Annotated in this window: 22 protein-coding genes; 12 read left to right on the top strand and 10 right to left on the bottom strand. The window is 59.9% G+C overall.

The features are described from left to right. Positions 1-24: 24 nt before the first annotated feature. The 7 genes from F451_RS24605 to F451_RS0102335 form a co-directional block, all read right to left on the bottom strand. The gene (locus F451_RS24605; protein ID WP_020679748.1) at positions 25-669 is read right to left on the bottom strand and encodes a 3'-5' exonuclease; all 645 of its coding nucleotides are present in this window, start codon (positions 667-669) and stop codon (positions 25-27) included. Further along, a complete protein-coding gene (locus F451_RS24600; protein ID WP_051103898.1) occupies positions 653-904 on the bottom strand; it encodes a hypothetical protein in 252 nt (83 codons plus the stop codon). The genes F451_RS24605 and F451_RS24600 overlap by 17 nt, the downstream gene beginning before the upstream one ends. Before the next feature lie 91 nt (positions 905-995). After that, positions 996-1229: a VF530 family protein gene (locus tag F451_RS0102355; RefSeq protein WP_026291445.1), complete on the bottom strand. Its 234-nt coding sequence runs from the start codon at positions 1227-1229 to the stop codon at positions 996-998. Positions 1230-1382: 153 nt separating this feature from the next. Continuing rightward, on the bottom strand, positions 1383-3137 hold the full coding sequence (locus F451_RS0102350) for a putative bifunctional diguanylate cyclase/phosphodiesterase (RefSeq protein ID WP_020679745.1): 1755 nt from the start codon (positions 3135-3137) through the stop codon (positions 1383-1385). Between the two features lie 138 nt (positions 3138-3275). Further along, positions 3276-3569 carry a hypothetical protein gene (locus F451_RS0102345; RefSeq protein WP_020679744.1) on the bottom strand — a complete coding sequence of 98 codons (294 nt, stop codon included), beginning with the start codon at positions 3567-3569 and terminating at the stop codon, positions 3276-3278. Positions 3570-3589: 20 nt separating this feature from the next. Then, the gene (locus tag F451_RS0102340) at positions 3590-4468 is read right to left on the bottom strand and encodes a hypothetical protein (RefSeq protein ID WP_020679743.1); all 879 of its coding nucleotides are present in this window, start codon (positions 4466-4468) and stop codon (positions 3590-3592) included. After that, entirely contained in the window at positions 4461-5027 is a 567-nt protein-coding gene (locus F451_RS0102335) for a PilZ domain-containing protein (RefSeq protein ID WP_020679742.1), read from the bottom strand. The genes F451_RS0102340 and F451_RS0102335 overlap by 8 nt, the downstream gene beginning before the upstream one ends. 97 nt (positions 5028-5124) lie before the next feature. On the opposite strand from F451_RS0102335, the gene F451_RS0102330 reads away from it, so the two are divergent. Both F451_RS0102330 and lolD read left to right on the top strand, forming a co-directional pair. After that, positions 5125-6369: a lipoprotein-releasing ABC transporter permease subunit gene (locus F451_RS0102330; protein ID WP_020679741.1), complete on the top strand. Its 1245-nt coding sequence runs from the start codon at positions 5125-5127 to the stop codon at positions 6367-6369. Then, on the top strand, positions 6362-7042 hold the full coding sequence (gene lolD, locus F451_RS0102325; protein ID WP_020679740.1) for a lipoprotein-releasing ABC transporter ATP-binding protein LolD: 681 nt from the start codon (positions 6362-6364) through the stop codon (positions 7040-7042). The genes F451_RS0102330 and lolD overlap by 8 nt, the downstream gene beginning before the upstream one ends. A 140-nt stretch (positions 7043-7182) precedes the next feature. Here the strand turns inward: lolD and F451_RS0102320 are convergent, their stop codons facing one another. Further along, on the bottom strand, positions 7183-7707 hold the full coding sequence (locus F451_RS0102320; protein ID WP_020679739.1) for a DUF2062 domain-containing protein: 525 nt from the start codon (positions 7705-7707) through the stop codon (positions 7183-7185). Between the two features lie 82 nt (positions 7708-7789). On the opposite strand from F451_RS0102320, the gene F451_RS24595 reads away from it, so the two are divergent. From F451_RS24595 to kdsB, 6 genes are all read left to right on the top strand, one after another. Continuing rightward, positions 7790-10024: a DNA internalization-related competence protein ComEC/Rec2 gene (locus F451_RS24595; RefSeq protein ID WP_020679738.1), complete on the top strand. Its 2235-nt coding sequence runs from the start codon at positions 7790-7792 to the stop codon at positions 10022-10024. Between the two features lie 61 nt (positions 10025-10085). After that, positions 10086-10706, top strand: coding sequence for a MotA/TolQ/ExbB proton channel family protein (locus F451_RS0102310; RefSeq protein WP_020679737.1), 621 nt, complete (start codon positions 10086-10088; stop codon positions 10704-10706). Positions 10707-10796: 90 nt separating this feature from the next. Then, a complete protein-coding gene (locus F451_RS0102305) occupies positions 10797-11216 on the top strand; it encodes an ExbD/TolR family protein (RefSeq protein WP_020679736.1) in 420 nt (139 codons plus the stop codon). Between the two features lie 4 nt (positions 11217-11220). Then, the gene (lpxK, locus tag F451_RS0102300) at positions 11221-12261 is read left to right on the top strand and encodes a tetraacyldisaccharide 4'-kinase (RefSeq protein WP_020679735.1); all 1041 of its coding nucleotides are present in this window, start codon (positions 11221-11223) and stop codon (positions 12259-12261) included. Further along, positions 12258-12464, top strand: a complete 207-nt coding sequence (locus tag F451_RS0102295; protein WP_020679734.1) for a Trm112 family protein — start codon at positions 12258-12260, stop codon at positions 12462-12464. Before lpxK ends, F451_RS0102295 begins: the two co-directional genes overlap by 4 nt. After that, positions 12461-13225, top strand: coding sequence for a 3-deoxy-manno-octulosonate cytidylyltransferase (kdsB, locus tag F451_RS0102290; RefSeq protein ID WP_020679733.1), 765 nt, complete (start codon positions 12461-12463; stop codon positions 13223-13225). The genes F451_RS0102295 and kdsB overlap by 4 nt, the downstream gene beginning before the upstream one ends. On the opposite strand, the gene F451_RS28910 is transcribed toward kdsB, so the two are convergent. Both F451_RS28910 and F451_RS24585 read right to left on the bottom strand, forming a co-directional pair. Further along, positions 13138-14397 carry an efflux MFS transporter permease gene (locus F451_RS28910; protein WP_051103894.1) on the bottom strand — a complete coding sequence of 420 codons (1260 nt, stop codon included), beginning with the start codon at positions 14395-14397 and terminating at the stop codon, positions 13138-13140. The two genes, kdsB and F451_RS28910, sit on opposite strands and share 88 nt — an antisense overlap. Beyond that, positions 14394-14705: a hypothetical protein gene (locus F451_RS24585; protein WP_051103893.1), complete on the bottom strand. Its 312-nt coding sequence runs from the start codon at positions 14703-14705 to the stop codon at positions 14394-14396. Before F451_RS24585 ends, F451_RS28910 begins: the two co-directional genes overlap by 4 nt. Positions 14706-14910: 205 nt before the next feature. On the opposite strand from F451_RS24585, the gene dnaX reads away from it, so the two are divergent. Genes dnaX through rnd form a run of 4 tightly spaced genes read left to right on the top strand, consistent with a single transcriptional unit; the run spans position 14911 to position 19273 of the window. Further along, positions 14911-17142, top strand: coding sequence for a DNA polymerase III subunit gamma/tau (dnaX, locus tag F451_RS0102275; RefSeq protein ID WP_020679732.1), 2232 nt, complete (start codon positions 14911-14913; stop codon positions 17140-17142). 19 nt (positions 17143-17161) lie between these two features. Continuing rightward, the gene (locus F451_RS0102270) at positions 17162-17485 is read left to right on the top strand and encodes a YbaB/EbfC family nucleoid-associated protein (protein ID WP_020679731.1); all 324 of its coding nucleotides are present in this window, start codon (positions 17162-17164) and stop codon (positions 17483-17485) included. Positions 17486-17490: 5 nt separating this feature from the next. Continuing rightward, positions 17491-18090, top strand: a complete 600-nt coding sequence (recR, locus tag F451_RS0102265) for a recombination mediator RecR (RefSeq protein ID WP_020679730.1) — start codon at positions 17491-17493, stop codon at positions 18088-18090. A 7-nt stretch (positions 18091-18097) separates the two neighbouring features. Continuing rightward, positions 18098-19273, top strand: coding sequence for a ribonuclease D (rnd, locus tag F451_RS0102260; protein WP_020679729.1), 1176 nt, complete (start codon positions 18098-18100; stop codon positions 19271-19273). Positions 19274-19300 lie beyond the last annotated feature (27 nt).

The raw sequence follows: 19300 nt of genomic DNA, 5'->3' as shown, positions 1-19300 counted from the left end.
TGGTCCTTTCCCTGATTTTTTCGTTTACCCGGCGGGTGTTGCATCGTGCGCATAACTGACCGGCAGAGCGTCCTCTTTCACCTGGAGTAATTCCAGTACTACCCGTGCGGCATATGCATCGTTGCCAGCGTAGAGCAGCTGATTGTCTTTCAGTTCCGGCAGCGCCCAGTTGGACATCGCAACGGATTTCGATTTGTGAAATTTTTGCCGCAGCAGCAGGGCGATAGCCGCCTTTACGCCCAGCTCGCGACGATAGCCCTGCTTGCGAAAAACCTGGTTCATGTCCAGCAATGCATTGGGGCTGATGCCGAGTCGGCGGCGGATATGGCTGCGATCTGAACGCAGTCCGAAGCCAACCTTGACGGTGTCCGCCGACTGCAGAATCCGGCACAGGGATTCGCAGCAGTGATCACGCCACAGCTGAAAAATATAGGCATGATTGAGCGTGGTGAGCTGCACGATATGGGGGCCGCGTGAGGTTTCGCCTTTTTCAAAGGTGGGTTTGGACTCGGTATCAAAGCCAATAAAGCGGCATTGCAGCAGGTCCTGTGTGGCGGCGAGGAACTCCTCGCGGCTACGGGGCACCCTGATCTGTGCCAGGCTCAGTCCCTCAAAAGGCTCGAGCAGGGCAATGTCTGCCTTTGCGGGCGCTTCACGTTCTTTGCGCATTAATCGCTTTCGCCTTGTTTTTGCTCGCCGTCAGGGCGCGGTATTCCATGATGAGGCCAATGATCTCGGGCCGGGTTGCCAGGGCCATCATGGATTCCTCCAGTGAGCGGCGCTGGGGCAGGGAGATGTTGAACTTGTCACGCAGGACTTCCCTGACCTTGAGATCGACGTCGGGGTCGAAGGTGGTCCCGGCATAGATACAGATGCGCTGTAAAATAAATGATTTGCTTGCCATTAAACTGGAATCCAGGTTGGGCTGATCGATGGGAGTGTTCGCACGTGACATAACATCCTGCGGGCGATCAGGCCCGGCTGTGACGAGACCCTCAGCGGGGAGGGCTGTCGGACAGGATGGCAATATAGAGGTCTTCGACTTTCTTGCGGGCCCAGGGGGTGCGGCGCAGAAACTTGAGACTCGACTTGATTGAGGGGTCCTGGGTGAAGCAGCGAATATCGATACGATCGCCCAGTTCACTCCAGCCGTAGTGTTCAACCAGTCGGGTGACGACCTGTTCCAGGGTAATGCCGTGCAGCGGGTTATTGGGTTGCGGATGGTTCATCGAATGAATTTTGTCCTTGTCGCGCTCAAGAATAAAGATGGCGGCATGCTCATTGGTGCCGTTTTTCATCAGGATCGCTTGGCGGTTGTATTGCGGAACATTGTAGCACCTGGCGTCGATCGGCATCGGGGTTTTATAACGGTGATCCCCTGATCAGTTAGGGTGAAAATATCCCTTGCGGCTTTCGTGCCAGTGGGTGAAGTCGGCGGCAGTGAGGGGGCGGGCAATAAAATAGCCCTGGGCAATATCACAGCCGTAGTCTGCCAGCAGATCATAGGCCGTTTTCGTTTCTACGCCTTCGGCGACCACCTGCATGCCGAGGTTGTGGGCCATGTCCACCGCCGCCTTGACGATATGGGATGAGGCCGAGGTTTTAGACAGGGACTTTATGAGCGACTGGTCAACCTTGATTATGGAGACCGGCAGCGCATCCAGGTATTGCAGGGACGAATAGCCTGTGCCGAAATCATCAATGGACAGGGTGATGTTGGCGTTGGACAGGCGTGTCAGTTCGCGAACGGTGTGATCAATATCGAGCATGAAGGCCCCTTCGGTGATTTCGAGTTCCAGCAGGGCGCCGTCGACCTGATGCTTTTCCAGCAGTGCCAGCACGGTATCGACAAAATTGGGATCCAGCAGGTTGCGGGTGGATATGTTCACCGCCACGCTTAGCTTCATGCCCTTGGCATGCCAGAGAGCAATCTGGGTCAGGGCGCTGTCGATGGCCCAGGCAGTCAGCTGGTCTATCAAGGTGCTGTGTTCGGCGCGGGGAATGAATCGACCCGGCGGGATGAAGCCGCGTTCGGGGTGCTGCCATCGCATCAGTGCTTCCGCGCCGAGGATAGCATTGCTCAGCAGGCAGATTTTTGGCTGGTAGTGCAGCATCAGCTGGTTGGAGGTCAGGGCTGTCTTCAGTTCAGCCAGCAGCTCGAGGGTGTCCTGATTGTCGGCGGCATCCAGCTCGGGGGTAAAGCGAACCCAGCGCTGGGATCGTTCGGAGGCGCGGCGCAGTGCTATTTCGGCCTGCCGCAGGCAGGTTTCGGGCTTATCATCCCGGTTTGCAAGCGGAGTATAGCCTGTACTGATATCACCATGAATGGACAGTGTGTCAAAACGAAACGGCAGGCTGAACGTGTCGCTCAACTGGGTCAGACGCTTTTCAATGCCACGCTCCGATATTGCGGTCAGGGTGATCGCCAGCTGATGGGCATTGATCCGGTAGGGCTCAATATCGCTATTTTCCAGGCTCTTCAGGCGCCTGGACAGTTGCCGGATGATTTCATCGCTGACGCCCGGGCCGTATGCGGATTCCATTTCCTGCATGTTTTCCACGGAGATCACTGCCAGGTAGCCGCGTTTGATGTGCTGCTCGCTATATCTCGTAGCGTTAAGGCGGGCGATCAGTGCCGGGCGGTTGGCCAGTTCACTGGAGCTGTCGTGGTGCATGAGCCACTGGATGTGGTTCAGATAGCGCTGCACGCAGTCTCTTGCGGTGCCGCAGAACACGCCTGCAAGGATAAAAAAGCCACTGCGGTACAGCCAGTTGAGGGTTTTCTGTGCCTCGCCAGTGCTGACATCAATGGGCATCAGTGGTCCCAGCACCAGCCCGGCCAGGGCGCCTGTGATGGCGCCGCCAGGTATGCCATAAATGAAGCCACCCAGCACGATCACCAGATACATGGAGTGTGCGTAGACATATTTGATACCGCCGGTCAGGTAGACGAGGCCGCAGACGGCAGCGATGAGCAGTAGCAGGAGCGGGGCGGCCGCGAGACGGATCTGTTTATGGTGTTGCTGTATCCAGCTGAGCAGCCTGGGGGGCGCCGGACCCTCGCCGCTGCCGCCCACATTGTCGTGGCGTGAAAGTGCAGTCGGGGGATTGCTGAACACGCGGGTTCTGGCGTTCATAACTTCCTGTTATTGCGCTGGGCGCAGTGACAATCTGAGTGGATTCCATGTTGAGTCAGAGTGCGAGCATTAAGTGTAGTCGACTTGATCGTTCGACGCTGAATGCCTGGTCAGTGGTGACCCGTATCAGAGGGCTTGTCAGTCATCGTCCTTGTCGGGCTGCCGTTCATAGTAGCTGTCTTCATAGTAGCGGCCGCGAATGTCCAGGCGGCGCTCAACCCAGCGGTTGTAGAGTTTCCAGATAAAGAAGCCCGGTATCATGACTGTTGCAATGCCGAGCATCAGGCCGGCGCCTGCATGGGAGGGGGGCACGAGATTAACGATCCAGTCGAGGATGCCCAGTTGCTTGAACAGCAGGTACCAGAGACCGAGAAACAACAGGCCTGCGGCGGTGGCGATATGGTGTAGCAGTTTGGTTCTGGATTGGGTCATGGATAGCCTGATGGATAGTATTAATGCTGGTAACGGTGAATACGCAGACTGGGAATAAAGGGTTCGGGATCGATACGCGCGTCCGAGCGTTCAGCGCGCTGGCGACCGGCCGGCGGTTCCAGCTCGGGTCTGTTGTGTTCCGGCAGGGGGCTATCCTCTGCCAATGGAAACAGCAACGGCAGCGGACAGTTGCGTGCCTGGCGTATCCAGCCCTGGTCCTGTTTCCAGGCGATGTTGGCGCGCATCACCGGAACCTGGGTCTGCAGCTGGGCAAGCGGGGTTTCTGCGCTCAGGGGCGACAGGCGCGCAAGTTGTATCTGCACATGGGGCTGGCTTTGGTCGAGCTTCAGCAGCAGCTGCATGGCGTCTTCTGCTGTCAGGCGGCGTATGCTGCGCCCACTGGTGTACCAGTTGAAGCCGATGCGGCTAGGCGTGCTTTCCAGTATGGGTACCTGGCGGTAACACTGCTTGAGGTGGATGCGGCCGAGCCCCTGGTTGTTGAGCAGCTCGCCCAGCAGTGCACTGCGATGAGCCAGTTGCGTGGGCAGTTCGCGCAGGTGCTGAGCGTTGAGACGGCTGGCGGCCTGCTGAAAGGCGGCTTTATGCTGGTTAAGTGTGTGGGCGCTGGCCAGTACTGTCTCATCTGCACCAATCAGTCCGTGGCGACTGCGGGTGCAGCGCCCATCCTGACCATCTCTGTACCAGATATCCGCGATCAGGCTGCAGGCAAAATCCCGTTCGCTGATGCTGCTTTCACTGTCGCGGCGCGGAATCCACAGGGCCCGGTTGCTCTGACGCAGCAAGGTGCAGAACTGTGCCAGGCTGCGGTTCAGGTTATCGAATGCCTCCAGCAGTTCGCTCGCCAGGGGCTGTCCTGAAGGTGCGTGTGAATCAGGCATTGGCGTTGAGCTGGCGTTCCCGTGCCTGGGCTTCAAGAACAAAGCGCGCCAGGAGGGTGCGACAGCTTTCGGGCATGTTGAAAAATTCAATGCCGATCTTGTGGCCCCCGTCAACGGCTTCACTGCGCTGTACAATGGCGTACAGCAGCAGACCAAGCAGGGTTTCGGGGAAAATCAGCTTCAGGGCCAGGTACTGTCCCTGTGGCAGGGCGTCATTGCAGTCGAAAGACAGACCGCCTTCGCTGAGGCTGATGTTGCGCATGCGCAGCGCGCCGGAATCCTGCATTTCCTCCGACACCAGGCTGCGGGCTATACGGTTGATCTTGTTGTCCAGCAGCTTCAGATAGGCTGAAACTTCGGGTTGATTTTCACTGATCTTGCGCAGCAGGTGCCCGGTATCGGTATCCATGGCCCGCAGTTCGCTAAGCAGGAGAAAGTGGCGGGAAACGTCGAATTGGTAGGGGCGATTGCTGGTCATGACATCGGCTTCGGGTACCAGCTTGTATTCAATGGCGACCTGGTGCTCGATGCGGTAGAACTGGCGCCGATCCTGCTCCATTGACGTCTCTCCTGAGGTTCTTTTTCTGATAACGAGAATAACAACATTACGCTGATTTTGTTAGAGTAAATCCCCTCGCTGTGGTTTAATCCCGCGCATGTTCAGACCATTCTCTCTTTACGTTGGCCTGCGTTATACCGGCGCCAAACGTAGCAATCATTTTATTTCCTTTATCTCCCTGGTATCGATGCTTGGGCTGATGCTGGGTGTCGCCGCGCTGATAGTGGTGCTGTCCGTAATGAACGGATTTGACCGGGAGCTCAAGCAGCGCATTCTGGGGATGGTGCCCCATGCCACCATTGGCGGCTACGGCGAGCCGCTGCAGTCCTGGCGTCTTCTCGCCAACGAGATTGCGCGCCAGCCCGGTGTACTTGGTACTGCGCCTTATATTCAGGCGCAGGGCATGCTCACCCAGGGCGGCAGTGTGCACGGTGTTCAGGTGACGGGGATCGACCCGGACCGTGAAAATCAGGTGTCCATCATTGGCGACCACATGCGCGAGGGTAGCCTTGCTGCACTTGGCAATGAGCGCTTTGGTATTGTGCTGGGTGCCTTGCTGGCACGCTCTCTGGGTGTGGGCAGCGGCGATAAGGTGACGCTGGTGCTGCCGGAGGCTTCGGTCAGCGTGGCCGGTGTGGTGCCGCGGATGAAGCGCTTTACCGTCGTCGGCGTGTTCGAGGTGGGGGCTGAACTGGATGCAAACCTGGCCTATATCAGCCTGGAGGATGCTGCCGTTATTACGCGCAAGGGCGATGGCGTTGATGGCATACGGCTGCGGTTTGACGATCTGTTCGATGCACCGGTCGCGGTGCGCCAGATTGCATCGGGCCTGAACGGTCCCTATCTGGTCAGTGACTGGACGCGCTCCCATGGCAATCTCTTCCAGGCGATTCAGATGGAAAAGCGCATGATCGGCCTCCTGTTGTTCCTTATCGTGTTTGTGGCTGCCTTTAATATTGTGTCGACCCTGGTCATGGTGGTTACGGACAAAAAGGCGGATATCGCCATATTGCGCACGCTGGGGGCAAGCTCCGGGCGCATCATGCGCATCTTCATGGTGCAGGGCTGCCTTATCGGTACGATTGGCACCTTGCTGGGTACGGGTCTTGGCGTCCTGCTGGCGCTGACCGTAACGGACCTGGTGGCCTGGATGGAGCGCGCGCTGGGCATTCAGTTTCTCTCCGCCGATGTGTACTTCATCAGCTATCTGCCTTCGCAGCTGCAATGGCATGATGTCGGCCTGATTTGCAGCGCCGCCCTGACCATCGGTTTTCTTGCGACGCTGTATCCGGCCTGGCGCGCGTCCCGGACCGAACCTGCGGAGGCATTGCGCTATGAGTAACTGGGTGATGAATGCGCAAGGCATCGCCAAGGCGTACAGCGAGGGCAGCACGACGCTGCAGGTGCTCGATAACGTGCACCTGCAGATTCAGCGCGGAGAGCGGGTGGCGATCATCGGCAGCTCTGGTTCGGGCAAGAGTACCCTGATGAATATACTGGGCGGTCTTGATCGTCCGAGCAATGGCAGTGTCGAGGTTGGTGGCGAAGATCTATTTGCCGTGACGGAGCGTCAGCGTTGCGATATTCGTAACCGGGTGCTGGGTTTCGTGTACCAGTTTCACCACTTGCTGCCGGAGTTCAATGCGCTGGAAAATACCGCCATGCCGCTGCTCATTCGCGGCACGCCGGTACGCGACGCGGCTGCAGCGGCAGAAAAGGTGTTGCAGGCGGTGGGTTTGGGCAAGCGTCTGCAGCATCGGCCGGCCCAGCTCAGCGGGGGAGAGCGTCAGCGTGTGGCCATTGCCAGGGCGCTGGTAACCGAGCCCGCCTGCGTACTGATGGATGAGCCGACCGGTAACCTGGATCGCAACACGGCCGCCGAAGTGCAGGCCCTGATGGATGATCTGAATCGGCGCACCGGCGTGTCCTTTATCGTTGTGACCCATGACCTGGAGCTTGCTTCTCGCATGGATCGCAAGCTTGAATTGCGTGATGGCAGCCTGTTCCCTGCCTGATTGACAATCCCTTCTCGTTCGTCGGGCTGCCGCGTTGATGCGCGGCGCCGGCCATAAAAAACGACAGCCTGTGCTGTCGTTTTTTTATGCCTGGGCATTCCACCGTGTGGGGTGCTTTTCTGTGCCGGCAGAACGTCGGTTTACTTGCGGTTTTTGCGCGCCTGGCGGCGCTTTTTCCAGCTGCTGTTCACGTGGTAAATCCAGAACAGCTGCACCGCCGCATAGCCCAGCAGCGAAAACACGACCCCGCAGATCACGGAACCCAGCAGCAGGGGCCACCAGACGGCCGATATCTCGGCGCCCAGGGTCTGCAGGGAAAATTCGAATGCGACATGCTTTACTGGCGCGCCCAAAATCTGCGAGCCGATCAGGTAAGTGAAGTAGAACACCGGCGGCATAGTCAGCGGGTTGGTAAGCCAGACGAGGCCAACGGATATTGGCAGGTTTGAACGGGCGACAACCGCGATGATGGCGGCGGCAAGCATTTGCAGCGGAATCGGCATGAAGGCGCAGAAGATGCCCACCATGGCTGCCCGGGAGACGGACTTGCGGGTCAGGTGGAACAGGTTTGGGTCGTGAATATGATCACCCAGCCAGCTCAGGGACCGGTGAGTGCGAAACCGGTGCTCATTGGGCATGTACTTCTTGATCAGCTTGCGAGGCATAGGTGTCGCACTTTGATTGCAGTCTCTGAGGGCATCTATTATGCATTCAGGTCTTACGTAAGCCAACCCGACAGGATCAAGGATGATCTACTACGTTGCGGGAATTGTACTGGCGTCACTGTTGCCGCAGCTGCCCGCCGGTTATCTGCTGGTGGCTTTTTGTCCGCTGCTGGTGTGCAGCCGCTGGCGCCGGCAGGCGGTGCCGCTGTGGCTGGGATTTCTGTTGGCCGTTACGTACGGCAACTGGCAGCTGTGGCACCGGCTGGATGTACGCCAGGCGGGCACAGAGCAGCGCCTGGCGGGTGAGGTTGTCGGCTTGCCCGAGGTGTCAGGTGAGGTGCAGCGGTTCGAACTGCGGGTCATGTCGCAGCAGCAAAGCAGGCTGCGTCGAGTACGCCTGAGTGCGTACGGCACGATGCCGCTGTTGATACCGGGTGATCGGGTCTCGCTCAGTGTACGGCTCAAACCGCCGCACAGTCTCTGGAATCCCGCTGGCTTTGACTATGAGCTCTGGGCGCTGATGCGGGATATGGATGCGGTGGGCTATGTGCGTCAATTCCACGCCCTGCAGTCGCGGCACTGGACGCTTGATCGAGTGCGGGCGGCGCTGGGGGCGCAGTTGTCCGTCAGCCTGGCGGACCCTTCCGTCGCGGCATTGGCGCGGGCCTTTCTGATTGGTGATGGATCCATGCTGTCGGCTGCGCACTGGGAGCGGTTGCGTCGCACCGGCACCGTGCACCTGGTGGTTGTCAGCGGTCTGCATATCGGCATCGTGGTGGCGCTGGGCTGGCTGCTCGGGCGCGGCCTGCTCTGGCTCTGTCCGGCAGGCTATGTGAGTGTGCAGGCATTGCGCCTGCTTCCGGTATTGCTGGCGCTGCTGCTCAGTGGGGCCTATGTCTTGCTGGCAGGTGCGGGTATTGCCACGCTACGGGCGTGGATCATGGCCGCAGCACTGCTGCTGTCGACCTTCTATCTGCTGCAGCTGAGCTTGTGGCAGCGCTGGTGGCTGGCACTTGCGGTGGTGCTCAGCCTGCAACCTTTGGCAGTGCATGCGCCGGGGCTCTGGTTGTCGTTCGGTGCCGTGGCGATGCTGCTGATGCTGGCATCGGTACGTGGGCGTCAGTCGCTGTGGCAGCGTCTGCTCGGTGCGCAGCTGGCGATCTTTTGCATGATGACGCCGTTTTTGCTGGGTTGGTTTGGTCAGGTCTCGCTGGTGGCGCCGCTGGTTAATCTGCTTGCCATTCCGTTGCTGCCGGTGCTGGTGGTAGGCCTGGTGCCGGTATTGTTTGGGTTCTGGTGCGGTATTGCGCAGCCGGCGGATCTTTATGCCACGGTGCTGGGGTGGTTGTGGCAGGGGCTGGGCGCGGTGGAACAGGCGGTACTGGCGCAGAACATGGCGGTCGGCGGGCCTTTGCCCGTACCCCATGCGGTGTTGTTGGTACCGGCATTGCTGGCGTCACTGGCGGTCGTGTTGCCATTGGGATGGCGGGTGCGCGTGCTGGCCGGCATGATATGGTTCCTGGCGTTGTTTGGCAGTGCGCCTGTGTCGTCCCCGCCGGGGTTTCGCGCCTGGGTGTTTGATGTCGGGCAGGGTCTGGCGGTCTGGGTGCAGGCGGGGGAGCATCGTTTGCTGTATGACACAGGCCCCGGTTACCGCAGTGGTGGAGCCGCGTTTGAACGCACTGTTCTGCCCTATCTGCAAGGTCGTGGCGAGGTGGCGCTGGATCGCTTTGTTGTCAGTCATGCCGACAACGATCACGCAGGCGGGCGCGAGCAGGTGTTACGGGAGCTATCGGTTTGGCGGCAGGAGTCCGGCAGCCTGAGGCTGCAGCGCGAGGAGGGCTATCATGCCTGTCGGGCAGGGCAGCACTGGCGCTGGGCGGGTGTGGAGTTTAGTTACCTGCATGGCAGTGCAGGGGCGAGCGAGAATGACCAGTCCTGTGTGTTGCTGATTGAAACGCTCGGTTGCCGTTTATTGCTGACGGGCGATATCGAGGCCGATGTGGAACAGAAGCTGGTCAAGGGTGGGTCCCTGATGCCGGTGACCTGGCTGGTGGCATCCCATCACGGCAGCCGCAGCTCCTCGACCGAGGCCTTTCTCGCGGCTCTGCAACCTCGCTACGCATTGTTCAGTGCGGGCTTTTTGAACCAGTACGGGCATCCGGCTCCCGAGGTGAAGGCCCGTTTCGAAAAGCGTGGCGCCGAGTTGTTCAATACGGCGGATGCCGGGGCGCTGGAGCTTACTGCTCTGGCGCAGGGGGAGTGTCGAATCCGGTCCTGGCGTGGGGTGAAAAAGCGTTATTGGTCAGCGGGTTAATGACCTACTTTTGGCAGGGGAGCTATGTTAGAGTAGCCAGCATTCGAGCGGAGGATGCAGGGTGTTTGAACTTCTGAAAGCCGGTGGCTGGTTGATGATTCCGATCGTGGCGTGTTCGGTGCTTTCGCTGGCGATCTGTCTTGAGCGCTTGTGGGTGCTGCGCACATCACGCATTGCACCGGGTGGCCTGCTGGCCGATATCTGGGGGCAGATTCAGGGCAAGACGCTGACGCCTGCGCAGATGCGCGAAATCAAGCAGCACAGCCCGCTTGGCCGCATCATGGTTGCCGGCCTGAACAACGCCAAGCACGGCCGTGAGGTGATGAAGGAAAGCATCCTTGAGGCCGCCAGCCAGGTGATTCATGAGCTGGAACGTTTTCTCAATCCTCTGGGTACCATTGCTGCGGTAACGCCGCTGCTGGGGCTGCTGGGCACCGTCATCGGCATGATCAAGGTGTTTACCGAAATCATGGTGCAGGGGACGGGGAATGCCTCGGTGCTGGCAGGCGGTATCTCCGAAGCCCTGATTACCACGGCGGCCGGTCTCTCGGTGGCAATTCCGACATTGATCTTCCACCGTTTCTTTCAGCGCAAGGTCGACTCCCTGGTCAATGAAATGGAGCAGGAGGCTGTAAAACTGGTGGAAGTGGTGCATGGCGAGCGTGAAATTGATCATGTCTAGCAGCCTGTCGGACCTGACGCTGATCTACTGCGGAAAAGCCCGACAGGCTGCTAATGCGCCCGTGCTGTTTTCAGGACCGGAGATGTTCGCGTGAAGTTCCAGCGCCGCAGTCAGGAAGAAGTCAGTGTCAACCTGACACCGCTGATTGATGTGGTGTTTCTGCTGCTGATTTTCTTCATGGTGTCGACGACCTTTACCCGCGAAACCCATCTTCAGGTTGACCTGCCGGAGGCCAGTGGCGAGCCCGGTGAGGCACCTGCGCAATTGCTGGAAGTTCTGATCGATGCGCAGGGGCGCTATAGCGTTAATGGTCAGCCGCTGGTCAATTCCAAGCCCGATACGCTGCGCCAGGCGCTGCGCCAGAGTGCAGGCGATGAGCGTGACCGTCCTTTGCTGATTACCGCTGATGGCACAACGCCGCACCAGGCCGTGGTGACCGTCATGGATGTCGCCGGTCAGCTGGGTTTCGTGCAGCTAAGCATTACGACCCGCGAACCGGGCTCGCCCTGACATCATGAGCGCCTGGGTGAGGGGCTGGTATCAGGGAAGTCGCTGGCTGTGTTTGTTGCGCCCGCTGGCGTGGCTGTTTCGACATCTGGTGCTGCGCCGCCGTCATTCGTATCTATCCCATCCTGAACGCATCTGGCAGCCGCCAGTGCCGCTTATTATTGTCGGTAATATTTCCGTGGGCGGCACTGGTAAGACGCCGCTGGTTCTGGCGTTGCTGGAGTGGGCGCGCGCCGCGGGTTACACGCCGGGTGTTGTCAGCCGGGGTTATGGCGCCCGGGCCTCACATTATCCCTGCATGGTGAAGGCGGGTGCCGATGCCGCCGAGGTGGGGGACGAGCCGCTGCTGATCGTTGAGCGCAGTGGGTGTGCGCTGGTGATTGACCCGGATCGGGTGGCAGCGGCGCAGTACCTGCTGCAAGAGACCGACTGCAACCTGATTATCAGCGACGATGGTCTGCAGCATTACCGTCTGGGGAGAAGTGTCGAAATTCTGGTGCTGGACAGCGAACGGGGCCTGGGTAACGGGCGCTGTCTGCCGGAAGGGCCGTTGCGCGAGCCGCCTGAGCGCATGGCGTCGGTCGATCTCATTGTGGTCAACGGTGAGGGGCCTTTTCGTCCGGCCGGTTCGCATGTCATGCGACTGGTGCCCGGTGCGCTCTGTTCCCTCGATAGCGCACATACGCGCCTTCCGGCGGCGAGCTGGCGTGGCTCCAGGCGTGTGCATGCGCTGGCCGGCATCGGCAATCCGCAGCGCTTCTTTGACAGTCTGCGCCGACTGGGATTTGATCCCATTCCCCACAGTTTTGCCGATCATCACGCGTTCAGCGCCGAGGATCTGGCGTTTGGTGATGAGCTGGCGTTGATCATGACCGAAAAGGATGCGGTGAAGTGCCGCCATCTGGCGCCGGCCAACAGCTGGTACCTGCCGGTGGAGGCGCAGCTGGACGCAGCATTTGAATCTGCGCTGGCGACGCAGTTAAATAGGCAAGGTGCGCCAGGGCCGCAGGTTGCGGCGTCTGATGCGACCTCAAGTGAGAGACAATGATGGATAAGAAACTGCTCGATATTCTGGTATGTCCGGTATCCAAGGCGTCGCTGCATTATCACAGGGAAACCGACGAGCTGTTCTGCAGTGCCAGTGGCCTGGCATACCCGATTCGCGATGGTATTCCGGTGATGTTGGAAACCGAAGCCCGCAAGTTGACCGACGAGGAACGTGAAGCGCTCAAGAAACAGGTGCGTCCATGAGTTTCACTGTGATCATCCCGGCGCGTTTCGGCTCCACGCGTTTTCCGGGCAAGCCGCTGGCCGATATCGCCGGCAAACCGATGATTCAGCATGTGTACGAGCGCGCCTGCCTGAGTGATGCGACACGGGTGCTGGTGGCCACTGATGATGTGCGCATTGCTGATGTGGCCCGAGGTTTCGGTGCCGAGGTGTGCATGACATCGCCGGACCACCCCTCCGGTACCGACCGTCTGCAGGAAGTGGTGGCCAGTTTGGGATTGGCTGACGACGAGATCGTCGTCAATGTGCAGGGTGATGAGCCGCTTATCCCACCGGTGATCATTAACCAGGTGGCGTCCAATCTGGCAGCCAACCCCCAGGCGGGTATCGCAACCCTGTCAGAGCCGGTGGAAGACATCACGGGTCTGATGAACCCCAATGTGGTGAAGGTGGTGACAGACCGTTTTGGCATGGCGCTTTACTTCAGCCGTGCCACCATTCCCTGGCCGCGCGACGCCTTTGCCGCCGCTGGTGGGCGTGAGCAGATGCCGGCCGGGTTTGAGTGGCAGCGCCATATTGGCATTTACGGTTACCGGGTGCAGTTGCTGAACGACTTTGTGCAGTGGCCTCCCGCCGCGGTTGAAAACACCGAATGCCTTGAGCAGTTACGTGCGCTCTGGAATGGTGCCCGCATTCATGTAGCGGTCGCGGCCGAGTTGCCGCCGCCGGGTGTCGATACGCCGCAAGACCTAGAGCGCCTGCGGACCTTGCTCGGGGCCTGATTCGCCTGGGTTGTCGAAGCTAACCCCCTCTGAGGGCGTGTCGGTTGTAATAGCGGCGCCTTCATCAGGGAGAGCAGCAGGGCGGCCGGGGTTACCCAGATCATGGTCTGGAAGTCCTGCAGGTAGGCCAGTATCTGGGCTTCGCGTGTTACGGTGGCGTTCAGGGCGCTGAGTCCTGTCGGGGTCTCGAGGCTCCAGTTGCCGGTGTCGATGGCCTGCTGCAATGGCAGGCTGAAGTTTGTGATATAGGATGCGAAGGCCGCGTGATTGGTCTGGGTGTTGTGGGCCAGCAGGGTGACCATCCAGGCGATGCCGATGCTGCTGCCGATGTTGCGCATCCGGCTGAACAGTGCAGTGCCCTCATTGCGAAATGCTGGCGCCAGGGTTGCGAATGCCGGGGTGCTTAGCGGGACAAACACAAAGCCCAGTCCCAGTCCCTGGCTGATGTTCGGCGTAAAGAACGTCATTTCCCGCAGCGAATAGCTGATCAGTACCAGTCCCAGTGCAATTTTGTAGCGATTGTCCGTGCCCCGAAGGCGCCCGGCTATCAGCATGGCAAGCATGGTGCCGATGCCTCGTGGTGCCAGCAGCAGTCCGGTGGTCACGACCGGGTAGCCCGTCAGGTGCTGCAGAAAGGGCGGCAGCAGTGCCATGGTCGCCAGCAGGATAATGCCGACGGCGAAGAACATTATCAGGCCGGCGCTGGAACTGCGATCGCGAAAAATGCCGGGGCTGATGAAGGCGTGTGCCGCAGTACAGCTGAGGAACACTAACAGGTAGCTGCACAGCGCTGCCAGCGAGAGCTCAAGCATGATTTCGGGCGAGTTAAGCCAGCCAAGCAGTTCACCGCGGTCGAGGGCCATCTGCAGCGCGGCGATGGTGAGACCGAGAAAGGCAAATCCCAGTAGATCAAAGTGACGCTTGCGATCGACCGGGGATTCGTCGAGAAACAGAGCAGGCCCAGCCAGGCCAGAATGCCAAAGGGCAGGTTGATATAGAATACCCAGCGCCAGCTGTAGTATTCGGTGAGGTAGCCACCGAGGGTGGGCCCCAGTATGGGGGCCCACCATCACGCCGACACCCCACATGGCCATGGCTGAGCCATGCTTTTCCGGGCGCCTGGCTGCCGGAAAGGTTGCTGCGTACTCGGGCCAGGGATGGCGCCAGTTCATCCCGCTGGGGGGTATCCAGGCCGTCCATCATCTGCTCGTAAATGACCGCGCCAATCTGGCGAATTTTCTGCAGTGGGTCTTGTGCGGTCGGGGTTGTGTGCAGTCGGTAGGCGCGCCTGGGTAATGGGCTGGATCTCCATCAGCTCGGCCAGCTCGACCTGGCGCAATCCCGGATAGCGACTGATGTAGACCAGTGTCCGGGCCTGGGCGCAGGTCGGCTCGCTGTGGTCGAGCTGTTGCTGGAAGCGCTGGCGCATCAGTCGGCCAATGTCGGCGAACAGGAAGTTCGGGTTGGTGTCGTAATTCATGGTAAGCACTGCATAGAGTAAGCAATGCTTGTTATATGTGTGAGTCGCTAATGTGCAAGGGGTGCTCCGGTTCGAGTCCCGGCTTGACGCCGGTGACAGCCTGGCTGCGTCCCGGTGGCGGTGAAAGGCCGTCGTTATGCTGGCGCCTGGGGGGCTCAGCCGGTAGCATAGGCGCCTGTTATATTCAGTCGTAATCAGGGCAGTAATGAGCTATCAGGTGCTGGCGCGCAAATGGCGTCCGAAGCGTTTTCAGGAAATGGTGGGTCAGGAGCATGTGCTGAAGGCGCTGGTTAATGCGCTGGACGATGATCGCCTGCATCATGCCTACCTTTTTACCGGCACGCGGGGTGTGGGCAAGACGTCAATCGCACGTCTGTTCGCCAAGTCGCTGAACTGCGAGGTTGGCGTATCGTCGGATCCGTGCGGCCAGTGCAGTGCCTGTCGGGAGATTGCCGAAGGGCGCTTCGTCGACCTGATCGAAGTCGATGCGGCGTCGCGCACCAAGGTGGAAGACACTCGCGAACTGCTGGAAAACGTGCAGTATGCGCCGACCCATGGGCGTTACAAGGTGTACCTCATCGATGAGGTGCACATGCTGTCGACCCACTCGTTTAACGCCTTGCTCAAGACGCTGGAAGAGCCGCCGCCCCATGTGAAGTTTCTGCTGGCGACGACCGATCCGCAGAAGCTGCCCGTTACCATTCTGTCGCGCTGTCTGCAGTTCAACCTCAAGAACCTGATTCCCGAGCGGATCGTGGAGCACCTGCGTTTCGTCCTCGGGGAGGAGCATATTCCCTTTGAGGAGGCGGCGCTCTGGTTGCTGGCACGCTCCGCCGATGGTTCCATGCGTGATGGCATGAGCCTGACGGATCAGGCCATCGCCTTTGGGGCTGGCCAGATTACGACGCTGGACGTCCAGACCATGCTGGGGAGCATAGATCAGCTGCTGGTGAGTCGGCTGGTCGAGTGCCTGGCAGCCCGGGATGCGAAAGCATTGCTGGCGGCGGTGGCCGATCTGGCGCAGTTCTCGCCCGATTATGCCAGCGTGCTGGGAGACATGATCAGCCTGTTGCACCGCGTCGCCATTGCCCAGGTACTGCCCGATGCGGCTGATAACAGTCTGGGTGACCGGGAACAAATCCTGGCGCTGGCCGGGCGGCTGACGGCCGAGGATGTACAGCTTTACTATCAGATCGCGCTGCTCGGGCGGCGTGATTTGCCCTATGTGCCGGATGCCCGTGAAGGGCTGGAAATGGTGTTGTTGCGCATGCTGGCCTTCCGCCCGGCAGGCGCGCCGCCCGGCGGCAGTCCTGTGGCAGCTGCGGGCGCATCGGTTGCCCCGGTTGCTCGCCCGGCGGAGCACGCCGCGAAGCCCGATGATCAGCAGCCGAACGCTCGGACTGCAGACAGCCGGATGCCGGATAATACGGCTGCCTCCGTTGCAGATGTTGCTGTGCCTGCCGTACCCGTTAGGGAGCCTGGCCTGCAGGCAGCACCAGTAATTGATCCTGTGCGCCAGGAGTCACCCCCTAAGCGGGAGGGAGCGCTGGGCAAGGGGCTGGATAAAGCCGCGGAGAAGGCGCCGGAAATAGAACCGGTCATGGCGGCGCCGGTGCAAACCAATGCCGTGAAGGCGGCGCGTGACGAGCCCGCGATGCCCGCGGGGGCGATGCAGGATATGCCGCCTGAATATGACGAGTCCGATATTCCGGTTGGCTACGACCGGGATGGCGACGAGCGGTCTTTCGGTGGGGCGCCCGCGTTAAAAAAGTCTGAGCCCGAGGTGCGGCCTGGTGCTAAACCCGGGCCTGAACCCCGCTCGAGTGCCGGCTCTGTACCGGGCCGGGCAGAGCAGGCGGGTGTGGCCAGGGTTGGGCATGCTGTTGAACCGGTGCCAGCTCACGCGCCAGTGCAGGCGTCTGCGGCCTTGCAATCGAAGCCTGATATGGTGCGGGCCCCGGCTTCACCGGTCACGCAGCCTTCCCGGGTGCTGGCCAATCCTTCGGTCGGCGCGCAGCGAACTGAGACTCCGCTGGCGCTGGATGCGCTGCAGCCTGAGGGCTGGGTTGCGGTGTGCGCGGGGCTGGGGTTGGGTGGCATGACCGAGAGTCTGGCCGTCAATCTCTCGCTGGAGGTGGTGCAGGGGCAAAGGCTGCGGTTTCACTACACGGCGCAGCAGCAGGCGTTGTTGAATGAAGTTCAGCGCGAGCGCATCGGCAAGGCGCTGTGTGATTATTTTGCGGTGGCGCTTGAGGTAGAATTCGAGTGTGCGGACCAGCGTCGGGAGACGCCGCACCAGTTTGCCCAGCGACAGCGGGAGCTTCGCCAGGCCCGAGCGGTAGAGGCGATTGAGCAGGACCCGCTGGTACAGGACATTCTTAAACAGTTTGATGCTCATATTGATATTGATACCGTAGTACCGGTCGAACCAAGTTGAATTGCGGAGGCAAAATACAATGATGAAGAACATGGGTGGCCTGATGAAACAGGCTCAGAAAATGCAAGAAGACATGCAGCGCGTTCAGCAGGAAGTGGCGCGTGCAGAGGTGACCGGTGAGTCGGGCGCAGGCTTGGTTAAGATCGTGATGAACGGTCGTCACGACGTCAAGTCGGTTGCCCTGGATGACAGTCTGATGGAAGAGGACAAGGAAATCCTGGAAGACCTGATCGCTGCCGCAGTGAATGATGCCGTGCGCAAGGTCGAGACCAATACCAAGGAGCAGATGTCCAAAGTTACCGCCGGCATGCAGTTGCCGCCGGGCTTCCAGATGCCGTTCTGATTGCGATGTCCTTCAGTCCGCTGATACAGCAATTGATCAAGTCGCTGCGCTGTCTGCCGGGTGTCGGCCCGAAGTCTGCGCAACGCATGGCGCTTTACCTGCTTGAGCATGATCGCAGTGCTGCACTGGAGCTTGCCGGTGCGCTGCAGGAAGCCGTAGAGCGGGTCGGTGAGTGTCAGTCCTGCCGCACCCTGTCGGAAGAGTCGCCTTGTGGTATCTGTGCCTCCGGTAGTCGTGACCGCTCTCTGCTGTGTGTGCTGGAGTCGCCGGTTGACATGCTGGCCATCGAGCAGACGGGTGGGTTTGGAGGCTATTACTTCGTGCTCAAGGGTCATCTGTCTCCCATTGACGGTGTTGGTCCCGATGATTTGGGTATCGATGCGCTGGTTGAGCGGCTGCGCGGTGGCGAAGTTCAAGAGGTGATACTGGCCACGAATCCGACGGTGGAGGGTGAGGCGACGGCGCATTACATTGCCGAGCAGGTGCGCGAGTTGGGTATTCGGGTGAGTCGAATCGCGCACGGTGTACCTGTGGGCGGAGAGCTTGAGTTTATCGATGGTGGTACTCTGGCGCATGCGCTGGCGGGTCGACGTTCTCTGATTTGAGGTAGGCATGGGGCAGGACAATGGATATGACTGGCACCAGCTCGAGCGCTCCGCTCAGGAGCCTGTGTGGGTTGGCACGAATGAGTCGCTGGCGCAGCTGTGCGAACACTGGCGCACGCTGCCAATGGTCGCGCTGGACACTGAGTTTCAGCGGGTGGACACCTATTATCCGATTGCCGGGCTGATTCAGCTGGCGGACGATCGGGCCTGCTATCTGATCGATCCGCTGAGCATCACGGATTTTTCGCCGCTGCTGGCTCTCTTTGTTGAACCTTCGGTGCTGAAAGTGTTTCACGCCAGCAGCGAAGATCTGGAGTTGTTTCAGTACCTGTTTGGCGTGTTGCCCAGTCCGCTGTTCGATACCCAGGTTGCCGGTGCATTCGTTGGCTGGGGCTTTACCGTGGGTCTGCAGCGCATGCTGGAGAATGCCCTGGGTGTACAGATGGGCAAGGGTGAAACAACCTCTGACTGGCTGCAGCGCCCTCTGACGCAGCGTCAGGAACAGTATGCGGCACTCGATGTTGCCTATTTGCCGGCGATCTGTCGTATGCAAATGGATGAGCTTGAGCGTCGCGGAATGCTGCCCTGGTTGCAGGAGGAAATGCTGACGATGCTGTCCAATGTGCCGGATGGCGACGTAACCGGTGTTCACTATTATTTGCGCTTCAGCCAGATGGCAGCGCAGCCTCCCTACAAGGTGGCGGCCCTGCGTGATCTGACTGCCTGGCGCGAGCAGCAATGCCGCTCGCGCAATGTGCCTCGGAATCGGGTGCTGCGTAACCAGACGTTGCTGGATATTATCATGCGCTGGCCACGCACCGTGCTTGAGCTGTCCAGAGTGCCGGAGCTGAAACGTCGGATTCTGCGTGAAGATGGCGAAACCATTCTGGGCTTTTTGCGCGATGCCGCCAGTGCGCCTGATGCACAATCGGTGGAGCCGATTCCAAGGCCCTTGCACGTTATCTGGAACACGCGGCTCAAGCGCCTCAAGGCTTTGGGGCGCGAGCGGGCAGAAGCGCTGGATATAGCGCCTGAGTTGCTGCTGCGCCGCCGTGACCTGGAGGCGCTGATCCGTACCGGCGGTGACGACGGTCACTACGAGTTGCCACCGGGCTTGCAGGGGTGGCGTCAGAAAGTGATCGGCGACGAGCTGTTGGTGAAGTTGCGCCAGTTTGAACAGTAGCGAGAGTTAATATGAAGATTTGCAGTA

The organism is Marinobacterium rhizophilum DSM 18822, assembly GCF_000378045.1.
Lineage (GTDB): Bacteria > Pseudomonadota > Gammaproteobacteria > Pseudomonadales > Balneatricaceae > Marinobacterium_A > Marinobacterium_A rhizophilum.
The sequence above is the reverse complement of the archived record's forward strand: the minus strand, read 5'-3'. Positions and strand labels throughout refer to the sequence as shown.